Annotated in this window: 7 protein-coding genes; 2 read left to right on the forward strand and 5 right to left on the reverse strand. The window is 70.0% G+C overall.

Annotated features, from left to right (window positions below; all coding sequences use genetic code 11):
* Nucleotides 1-110: 110 nt before the first annotated feature.
* A complete protein-coding gene (locus ACNFOC_RS44695; RefSeq protein ID WP_416964748.1) occupies nucleotides 111-707 on the forward strand; it encodes a hypothetical protein in 597 nt (198 codons plus the stop codon).
* A gap of 37 nt (nucleotides 708-744) precedes the next feature.
* On the opposite strand, the gene ACNFOC_RS44700 is transcribed toward ACNFOC_RS44695, so the two are convergent.
* The 5 genes from ACNFOC_RS44700 to ACNFOC_RS44720 form a co-directional block, all read right to left on the reverse strand.
* Nucleotides 745-2,178, reverse strand: a complete 1,434-nt coding sequence (locus ACNFOC_RS44700; RefSeq protein WP_416964742.1) for a S28 family serine protease — start codon at nucleotides 2,176-2,178, stop codon at nucleotides 745-747.
* 95 nt (nucleotides 2,179-2,273) lie between these two features.
* Nucleotides 2,274-2,666 (reverse strand): hypothetical protein, encoded by a 393-nt coding sequence (locus ACNFOC_RS44705; protein ID WP_416964743.1) that lies wholly within the window; start codon nucleotides 2,664-2,666, stop codon nucleotides 2,274-2,276.
* 77 nt (nucleotides 2,667-2,743) lie between these two features.
* Nucleotides 2,744-6,487, reverse strand: a complete 3,744-nt coding sequence (locus tag ACNFOC_RS44710) for an ABC transporter ATP-binding protein (RefSeq protein WP_416964744.1) — start codon at nucleotides 6,485-6,487, stop codon at nucleotides 2,744-2,746.
* 155 nt (nucleotides 6,488-6,642) lie between these two features.
* Nucleotides 6,643-7,683, reverse strand: coding sequence for an esterase-like activity of phytase family protein (locus ACNFOC_RS44715; protein ID WP_416964745.1), 1,041 nt, complete (start codon nucleotides 7,681-7,683; stop codon nucleotides 6,643-6,645).
* Nucleotides 7,684-7,753: 70 nt separating this feature from the next.
* Entirely contained in the window at nucleotides 7,754-8,605 is an 852-nt protein-coding gene (locus ACNFOC_RS44720) for a serine hydrolase (RefSeq protein WP_416964746.1), read from the reverse strand.
* 145 nt (nucleotides 8,606-8,750) lie between these two features.
* Between ACNFOC_RS44720 and ACNFOC_RS44725 the strand changes: the two genes are divergently transcribed.
* The coding region (locus ACNFOC_RS44725) for a glycosyltransferase family 39 protein (RefSeq protein ID WP_416964747.1) at nucleotides 8,751-9,643 on the forward strand (893 nt) is incomplete at its 3' end.

Consider the following 9,643-nt stretch of genomic DNA (forward strand, 5'->3'; position numbering starts at 1 on the left):
CATCTGGGCGGCAGGCGCCGTGAGCCGGCCGACGCATAGCGACCGACCGGGACCGAGAACCCGGCCGGGACCGAGAACCCGGCCGGGACCGAGAAGCCGGCCGCGCGGCGCTGCTCGCCGCCCTGACGACCGGCTGCCAGGCCGCGAAAAGTTCCGGTGAGGGTGACGGACGGCTCGGCGGGAAGGCGGCCGCGTCGTCGTCCGCGACCACCCGACCCTCCGGCTACGGCGCGGTGTTCCTCGCCGCCGACGAGTGCAGTTCCTTCGGTACGACGAGTTTCACCGAGGTGCCGTGCACCAGCGAGCGGGCGGCCGCCCTGGTCGTCGCCCGCTACGACGGCGATGTGAGCGGCGGCCCGGTGTGTCCCGCGACCACCGACTTCGTGCTGCACATCGGCGCCCAGGGGTCGCCTGGCCCGGGCGGCGACGTGGCCGTACCGAAGGGCTACGCCTGTATGCGCAACCTGGAGCCGCCGCATCCCGGCGACCCGGGTGGCGGGGGCGGCCCCCGCACGATCGTCGGCGACTGCGTCTACGGCTCCGGCAGCGGCCAGGTCCGGGAGACCGCGTGCGACGGCTCGGGGCAGAAGAAGCCGCAGTACAAGGTGGTCAAGGCCGCGCTGAAACGCGCGAGTTGTCCGGCGTCGACCGCCCTGTACGTCCAGCTCGGCGGCCCGCAACCGGTGGGCTGCGCCCGGCCGGTGTAGGTCGGGTGACCGTCAACGGCCGGGCGCGGCAAGGGTGTTACGGCCGGAGCGTCGGCTCGCGTTCGACGCCCTGCCGGTCCAGCCTCGCGTCGTACGGCGCGAGAGGCTTCGCCTGTGCCGTCGTCGCGGCGGGGACACCCGCCCAGGCCAGGATGCGGGCGGTGGCCAGTGCCTTCTGGTCGGCGACGAGGCCCGCGACGTTCGCGCCGTGGTTCATGCCGGGTGCGGTGAAGACGTACGAGTCTTTCGCGCCCTTGCCGACGGCGAAGCGCTCCGAGCCCCACGGGTCGTTCTGGCCGTACACGAAGAGCATGTGACGGGCGTTGTGCTTCACCCAGGAGTCGACGTCCCGCATGGCGAACGGCTGGAACGTCGTCGGGATCGAGCGCGGGACGAAGTTCCGGGGCGGCTGGTAGCCGTAGCGGATGTACTTCTGCTCGATGTACGGGAAGTCGATGTCGGGGGCGCCGAGTTGGGTGGCCGCCTGGTAGAAGTACGGCGTGAACGGGTCCAGGCCCTGGTCGGTGTAGAACGAGAAACCGGAGATCGTGTCGACCGAGTCCCAGATCTGCTCGTCGGTGGCGGTCGCGGCGTCCGGCGGGATCAGCTCGTCCTCGTCGCAGTCGGCCGCCTGGGCGTACTGCCAGAAGCCCCAGACGTAGTCGAGGACGACGGCCTCGTAGGCCTTGTCCAGGCTGCCGACGGTGGTGAAGGTGAAGCCGTTCTCCGCCGCGTACGCCGCGTACTTCTTCTCCAGCGGCTCCCTGCGCACCAGCGCCTCGCGCTGTACGGCGTCCAGGCGGTCGCGGCACTCCTTGGTGCCGACCTTGGTGAAGAAGCGGTCGTAGGCCGAATCCTCGTTGTTCACCACGTCGTTGGGGGCGACGTAGGCGACGACGCCGTCCATGTCGTGCGGGTAGAACCGCTCGAAGTAGGTGGCCGTCATGCCGCCCTTGGAGCCGCCGGTGGCGATCCAGTTCTGGGTGTAGACCGACTTGAGGGCCTTGAAGACGCGGTGCTGGTCGCTGGCCGCCTGCCAGATGTCGAGCTTGGACCAGTCGGCCGGGGCGGGGCGAGAGGGCGTGAAGTAGCGGTATTCCAGGGAGACTTGGTTGGCGTCCGCGATCCGGGTCGGTTCGCTGCGGCTCGGGGTCGTCGAGACGTTGTAGCCGCTGGTGTAGAAGACCGTCGGGCGCGCGACATCCTTGTGCAGCACGGTGATCCGCTGCTGGAACGTGCCCTTGGACGGGTGCCGGTGGTCGACCGGCTGGGTGTAGTTCAGGACGAAGTAGCGGTAGCCGGTGTACGGCTTCTCCTGGACCAGGCTCATGCCGGGTATCGCCAGCAACTGGTCCTTGATGTCCGCCGCTTGACTGGCCTGGCCCGCCTGAGCGGCGGTGGCCACCCCGGCCGTGCTCAGCGTGCCTATGAGCACGGTGAGCGCCAGCAGCCATCTGAGCGCCTTGCGCATGCAGTCTCCCCTGTGAGGCAGTTGTGAACGGGAAGCTATCGGAGCAACTCCCGTCACACCAGAGGAGGTTGTGCGTTACGGCGCCGACCTGCGGTTCAGCAGAGGATCCAGCCCGAGCTGACCGAGCCGCGGCCGACCGCGCCCTTCACCCGTACGCACCGGTGACCGGCGTGCACGGTGACCGGTCCGGCCCGGCGCGTGTACCGCCCCTTGTCGACGACCGGGCGGTTGCCGCGCGCCTGCACGCTGACCGACATCGTGCGCTTGGCGCCGGGGGCCTTGGCGGCGGTGTACGCGCAGACGTAGTCACCCCGGCGGAAGACATGGACGGTGCCGGTGGAGAAGGGCAGCGTCGTCACCTCCCGCCCCGGGCAGACCGCGGCCGCCTCGGCGGTGCCGGGGGCCGTGAGCGCGAGCAGTCCGGACGCGGTGAGCACGGCCATGCCGAGCGCCACCCGCCGTCGTAGCGCACCCATGTCCACAGTCATCCCTCCCGCACAGCACAGCAGCCGAACAGCGTACTGATGTACGGACGCAAGACGTACGTCGCATGGTTGCGCGACCGTCAGTAGGGCGCCACGACCTGCTCCTCCGCCCCGGGCGCACCGACGAACGTGCGCCACAGGTCGGCGTAGTACCCGTCCAGCGCGAGCAGCTCGTCGTGTGTGCCGTCCTCCACGACCTGCCCGTGGTCCATCACCACGACCCGGTCCGCGCGGGCCGCCGTCGTCAGGCGGTGGGCTACGACGAGGGTGGTGCGGCGGCCCGCGAGGCGGTCGGTGGCCTGGTTGACCTGGGCTTCCGAGGCCAGGTCCAGGGCTGCCGTGGCCTCGTCGAGGAGGAGGATGTCGGGGTCCACCAGTTCGGCGCGGGCCAGGGCGATCAGCTGGCGCTGGCCCGCCGAGAGGTTGCGGCCGCGTTCGGCGACCTCGTGGAGGTAGCCGCCGTCGAGCGTGGCGATCATCTCGTGCGCGCCGACCGCGCGGGCCGCCGCCTCCACCTCGGCGTCGGTGGCGTCGGGGCGGCCGTAGGCGATGGCGTCGCGGACGGTGCCCTGGAAGAGGTACGGCTCCTGCGGGACTACGCCCAGGTGGTGGCGGTACGACGTGATGTCGAGGGCGCGGAGGTCCGTGCCGTCGACCGTCACCCGGCCGCCCGTCGGGTCGTAGAAGCGGGCGACCAGCTTCACGAGCGTCGACTTGCCCGCGCCCGTCTCGCCGACGAAGGCGACGGTCTGGCCGGCGGGGATGCTCAAGTCCACTCCCCCGATGGCCTCTTCGTCGTCCCCGTACGCGAAGTGCACGTCCTCGAAGGCGATTTCGCCGCGCAGGGAGAGGACTTCGAGGGGTTCGTCGGCCGCTCGCGTGGACGTCGGTTCCTGGAGCAGCTCCTGGATGCGGCCCAGGGAGACGGTGGCCTGCTGGTAGCCGTCGAAGACCTGGGAGAGCTGCTGGACCGGGGCGAAAAACAGGTCGATGTAGAGGAGGTAGGCGACCAACGCGCCTGTCGTGAGCGTCGCGTTGTCCACCCTGCCCGCGCCCGCGATCAGTACCGACGCCGCCGCGACCGACGACAGCAGCTGTACGAAGGGGAAGTAGATCGAGATCAGCCACTGGCCCCGGGTACGCGCCTCGCGGTAGCTGCCGCTGCGCTCGGCGAACCGCCGGCCGCCGTCGCGCTCGCGCCGGAACGCCTGCACGATCCGCAGCCCCGACACCGACTCCTGGAGGTCGGCGTTGACCGACGACACGCGCTCACGGGCGAGTTCGTACGCCTTCACGCTCGCCCGGCGGAAGAAGAAGGTGGCGATGACGAGGGGCGGGAGGGTCGCGAACACGACCAGCGCCAGCTGGATGTCGATCACCAGCAGGGCGACCATGATGCCGAAGAAGGTGACGACCGAGACGAAGGCCGTGACCAGGCCCGTCTGGAGGAAGGTCGAGAGGGCGTCGACGTCCGTCGTCATCCTCGTCATGATCCGGCCCGTCAACTCCCGCTCGTAGTAGTCGAGTCCGAGGCGTTGGAGCTGGGCGAAGATCTTGAGGCGGAGGGTGTAGAGGACCCGTTCGCCGGTACGGCCGGTCATGCGGGTCTCGCCGCGCTGTGCCGCCCACTGCACGACTACCGCGAGCAGGGCCAGGATCGACGCCGACCAGATCGCGCCCAGCGCCATCTTGGTCACGCCCTGGTCGATGCCGTGCCGGATCATGACCGGCAGGAGCAGGCTCATGCTCGCGTCCACGGCGACCAGGCCGAGGCTGATCAGCAGCGGGGTGCCGAAACCGCGCAGCAGCCGGCGCAGTCCGTACGAGTCCTCGGCGCGGACCGCGCCCGCCTCGTCGATGTCGGGGACGTCGGTCGCCGGGGGCAACGCGTCGACCTGGGCGAGGAGTTCGGGCGTCGCGGGCATCCCGGACAGCGCGGTGTCCTTGGGTTCGCGGTCACCGGTCCACAGCCGGGGCGTGAGCCCGCGCTCGGCGTCGAACTCCGCGTCCAGCTCGTCCCGTACGGAAGTGTCTTCGGCCGGTGCGGCGGGCTGGGCGTGGCCGGGCGAGACGCCGCCGAGTTCGTCGGGGTCGGTGAGGAGGCGGCGGTAGAGCGGAGAGCGCTGCTGGAGTTCGTCGTGCGTACCGATGTCGGCGAGGCGGCCCCCGTCGAGGACGGCGATGCGGTCGGCGAGGTTGAGGGTCGAGCGGCGGTGCGCGATGAGCAGGGTCGTGCGGCCCCGCATGACCTGTTTCAACGCCTCGTGGATCTCGTGCTCGACGCGGGCGTCCACCGCCGAGGTCGCGTCGTCCAGGACCAGCAGGCGCGGGTCGGTGAGGATCGCGCGGGCGAGGGCGACGCGCTGGCGCTGGCCGCCGGAGAGGGTGAGGCCCTGCTCGCCGACCGTCGTGTCGTAGCCCTCGGGGAGTTCCGCGATGAACCGGTCGGCCTGCGCGGCGCGGGAGGCGGTGAGGATCTCCTCCTCGGTCGCGTCGGGGCGGCCGTAGGCGATGTTGTTGCGGACCGTGTCGGAGAAGAGGAAGGAGTCCTCGGGGACCAGGCCGATCGCGGCGCGCAGCGAGTCGAGGGTGAGTTCGCGGACGTCGTGGCCGCCGATGAGGACGGCGCCGTGGGTGACGTCGTAGAAGCGCGGGAGGAGGAGCGAGACGGTGGATTTTCCGGAGCCGGAGGAGCCGACGACCGCGAGGGTCTCGCCGGGGCGGATCTCGAAGCTGAGGCCGTTGAGGACTGGGCGTTCGTGGTCGTAGCCGAACGACACGTCGTCGAACTCGACCGTGGCCGGGGCGTCGGCGGGGAGTTCCTTGGTGCCGTTCGTCATCGACGGTTCGGTGTCGATGAGTTCCAGGACGCGTTCGGTGCCGGCGCGGGCCTGCTGGCCGACCGTGAGGACCATGGCGAGCATGCGGACCGGGCCGACGAGCTGGGCGAGGTAGGTGGAGAAGGCGACGAACGTGCCGAGCGTGATGTGTCCGCGCACCGCGAGCCAGCCGCCGAGGGCGAGCATCGCGACCTGGCCGAGGGCGGGGACGGCCTGGAGGGCGGGGGTGTAGCGGGCGTTCTGCCGGATCGTGCGGAGGCGACCCGCGTACAGCCGGCGGCCGACCTCGCGCAGCTTTCCGGTCTCCTGGTCCTCCTGGCCGAAGCCCTTCACCACGCGTACGCCGCTGACGGCGCCGTCGACGACACCGGCCACGGCGGCGGCCTGGGCCTGCGCGTACCAGGTGGAGGGGTGCAGCTTGCTGCGGCTGCGCCGGGCGATGAAGCCGAGGGCGGGGGCGACGGCCAGGGCGATCAGCGTCAGCGGCAGGGACAGCCAGGCCATGATCGCGAGGGAGATCACGAAGAGCAGGACGTTCCCGATGGTCATCGGGAGCATGAAGAGCAGGCCCTGGATCAGCTGGAGGTCGCTGGTCGCGCGGCCGACGACCTGGCCGGTGGACAGCTCGTCCTGGCGGCGGCCGTCGAGGCGGGTGATCGTGCCGTACATCTCGGTGCGGAGGTCGTGCTGGACGTCCAGGGCGAGGCGGCCGCCGTAGTAGCGGCGGATGTACGTCGAGACGTAGACGAGGAGCGCGGCGACCAGCAGGGCGGCTGCCCAGGGGGCCATGGAGCGGGTGTGGCCGGTGATCACGTCGTCGATGATCACCTTGGTGACCAGGGGGACCAGTGCGGTGACCGCCATGCCGGCGAGGGAGGCGCCCAGGGCGAGGATGACGTCCTTGGGGTAGCGCCAGGCGTATCCGGCGAGCCTTCTTGCCCAGCCTTGGCTGTGCCCCGGTGTCTCCCCCTGTTTCGCTGCCACGCGGTGCCTTCCGTTCGCCCCTGATCAGGTGGTCTTTCGGAAGGCACCAACGCGGATTGAAGCGGATTTCATCCCTCCGCAACATTGCGCTTCGCGCGGGGGTCGTTTTTCGGGTGCAGGCCCGCTGTGGCTGGTCGCGCAGTTCCCCGCGCCCCTTAGGGGGTTGTCCGTACCCGGAGGTAATAGAAGCGGGTCGTCTGTACCGCGTTCTGGTTGTCGTCGCTCACCAGCAACACCTTGTAGCGGCCCTTCTCCTTCCCCGTGATCACCATGCCCTCGATGTTGTCGAGGAGGGGGTTCGGCTGGGGCTGCTTCGCTGTGGCGCCGAGGGTCGGGCAGTCGGCGATGTCGGCCAGCAGGGTCTTTTTGATCAGGTGGACTCCGGGCTGGCCGGTGAGGGTGTCGATGGCGCTGGTGTCCGTGGCGTGGCGGGGGTCGGCCAGGTAGAGGCGGACGGTGTTGCCTACGCCGCTGGTGAAGCCGCGCTCCAGGACGAGGAGGCGGCCGTCGGGGAGGGCCTGCACCTCGGGGACGCCGAGGAAGGCGGCGTCGGTCTTGTAGGCGTACTGCGCGGCGAGCTTGAAGTGGTCGCCCTTGGTCCGGGTCCAGGTCTGGAAGCGGACGTCGCCCGAGGTGTCGCCGGCGATCGGGTACTCCATCGACGCGAGGAGGGTGTGGCCGCCGGGCAGCAGGGTCAGGCCCTCGAAGGTCTGGTTGGAGACGGCCCGCCCGGCCGGGGCGACGAGCAGCGAGGACGGGACCGGGAGGCGGTCGAGGATCGTGCCGTCGGCGGAGTAGCGGCGGATCGACGGCTCGGTCTCGGAGGTGATCAGACGCGTGCCGTCGCGGTCGATGACCAGGCCCTCGGAGTCGAGGTCGGCGCCGTTCTCGTCGGCGAGGTGGACGGCGCGCTTCGGCTGGAGGGTCTTCGCGTCCAGGTCGAACAGCGAGGAGCGGTCCTCCAGGGCGGCCAGCGAGCCGTCCTTGTCCACGGCGAGTGCGGAGAAGTTGCCGACGAACGTGCCGTCGTACGTCGTCTTGTCGAGCGCGTCGGAGAAGCGGTCGATCGAGACGGACGATGAACAGGCGTTGGCGGTACGGGAGTTGCTGGCGTTCGCGGGCCCGGCGGCGGCGGTGAGGCAGGTGGCCGCCGCCAGGCCGGCGGTCGCGGTCGCGAGTACGGTTCTCAGGCGCATGGGCGTCACCGTAGGACGGGTGGATGACGTGCGGGAGACCGCGTAGTAAAGCGATGCCCCAGGACAGGACCTAGGCGAGGTCCTTGTGGATCGCCTTGGCGACGCCCTGGATCGTCGTGATGCCGTAGCTCATCGTGCTGTTGTCCTGGGTGAGCACGGACATCATGTAGTCGTGGCCGCCGCCGTTGAAGGTACCCAGGCTGTGGACGCGCCAGCCGTGCGTGGAGCGCTGGAGCCAGCCGTTCTTGACGTGCACGGTGACCGTGGAGGGGGCGCCGGACGGCGTGCCCCAGCGCTGGCTGGAGATGACCTGGTTCATCAACTTCAGGATGTACGCACGGGAGTTGTCGCTCAGCACCGAGTTCTTGGCGGTGACCAGCTTGAGCAGTTTCTGCTCGTCGGTCACGGTCTCCTGGGTCAGGCCCCAGTAGTTGTTCGCGCCCGGCTTGGTCTGGGTCATGCCGGCGGCGGACAGGAAGCCCTTGATCTTCGTCAGGCCCAGCTGCTTCCACAGGGTGGAGGTCGCGGTGTTGTCCGACTTGGTGATCATGGCCTTGGCGAGCGTCGACTCGCGTGAGGTCAGCAGGCGGTTGTGCTTCTTCGCGTCCCACAGCAGCGTGGCGAGGACGGTCACCTTGACGGTGCTGGCCGAGTCGTAGGCGCTCGTCGCCCGCAGGGTGCAGGTGGTCTTGGTGGTCCGGTCGTAGAGGCCGACCGCGACGGTCCCCTTGCGGTTCGCGAGGGCCGCGGTGATGTCCTTCTTCAGCTTGGCGGCGAGGCCCGCCTTGGCCGACGTACAGCTGACCGTCGGGGTGGCCGCGGCGGCGGGCGTCGCGGCGGCCAGGAGCGGTATCAGGATCCCGGCGCCCGCGCCGACGGCCACCGCTCTGGCTCGGCGGGAGGTCCAAAGAGACTCAGTCATGCATGACTTGACTCACAGGAAGGCGTGAAAGGTTGTACGGGTTGGGGAACGGTTGTACGACGCGTTACTCCGCCCTTTGCGAATTCACAGCCGGCCGCCAGGTTCGGCACAGCAGTCACCCACCCTGCTTTCGCACGATGCGTGGGTGACATCTGCCACCGATCCACACCCCCACACCGACCCCGCGTCCGCCGACTGGCCGCCGCCGGCCCCATCCGTCGACGCGCCGCCCGAGAAGGCGCCCCGCTGGTCGCTGCCCGCGCTGATCGCCATCATGGTCCTCGCCGCGGTGCTGTACTCCTGGAACCTCTCCGGGTCCAGCCTCAACAGCTTCTACAGCAGCGCGGTCTACAGCGGCACCCAGAGCTGGAAAGCCTGGTTCTTCGGCTCGCTGGACGCGGGCAACTTCATCACGGTCGACAAGCCACCCTTCGCCCTCATGGTGATGGGCCTGTCGTGCCGGATCTTCGGCTTCGGCACCTGGCAGATGATGCTGCCGGAGGTCGCCGCCGCGCTCGGCACGATCTGGATCCTGCACTCCTCCGTGAAGCGGTACTTCGGGCACGTGGCCGCGACGATCACCGCGCTGGTCCTCGCCCTGACCCCGATCACGGTCGCCATCAACCGTGACAACAACCCCGACACCCTCCTCGTCCTGCTGATGGTGGCGGGCGCGGCCCTCGGCCTGCGCGCCGTGCGCACCGACCGGCTGCTGCCGCTGATCGGCTCCGCGGTCTGCTTCGGCTTCGCCTTCAACACCAAGCTCCTCCAGGGCTACATCGCCCTGCCCGCCGTCTTCGCCGTGTACCTGTTCGCGTCGAAGCTCGGCTGGAAGAAGAAGCTCGTCCAACTGGCCCTGGCCACGGTCGCGTTGGCCGTCTCCAGCTTCTGGTGGGCCACGGCCGTCTCCCTCGTCCCGGCCGCCGACCGCCCGTACATCGGCGGCTCGACCGACGGCACCGCCTGGGACCTGATCATGGGCTACGACGGCTTCGGCCGCGTGTTCGGCGGCGAGGGCAACGGCGGCGGGGGCGGGGG

The organism is Streptomyces colwelliae, from assembly GCF_048158785.1.
In the GTDB taxonomy this organism is placed as follows: domain Bacteria; phylum Actinomycetota; class Actinomycetes; order Streptomycetales; family Streptomycetaceae; genus Streptomyces.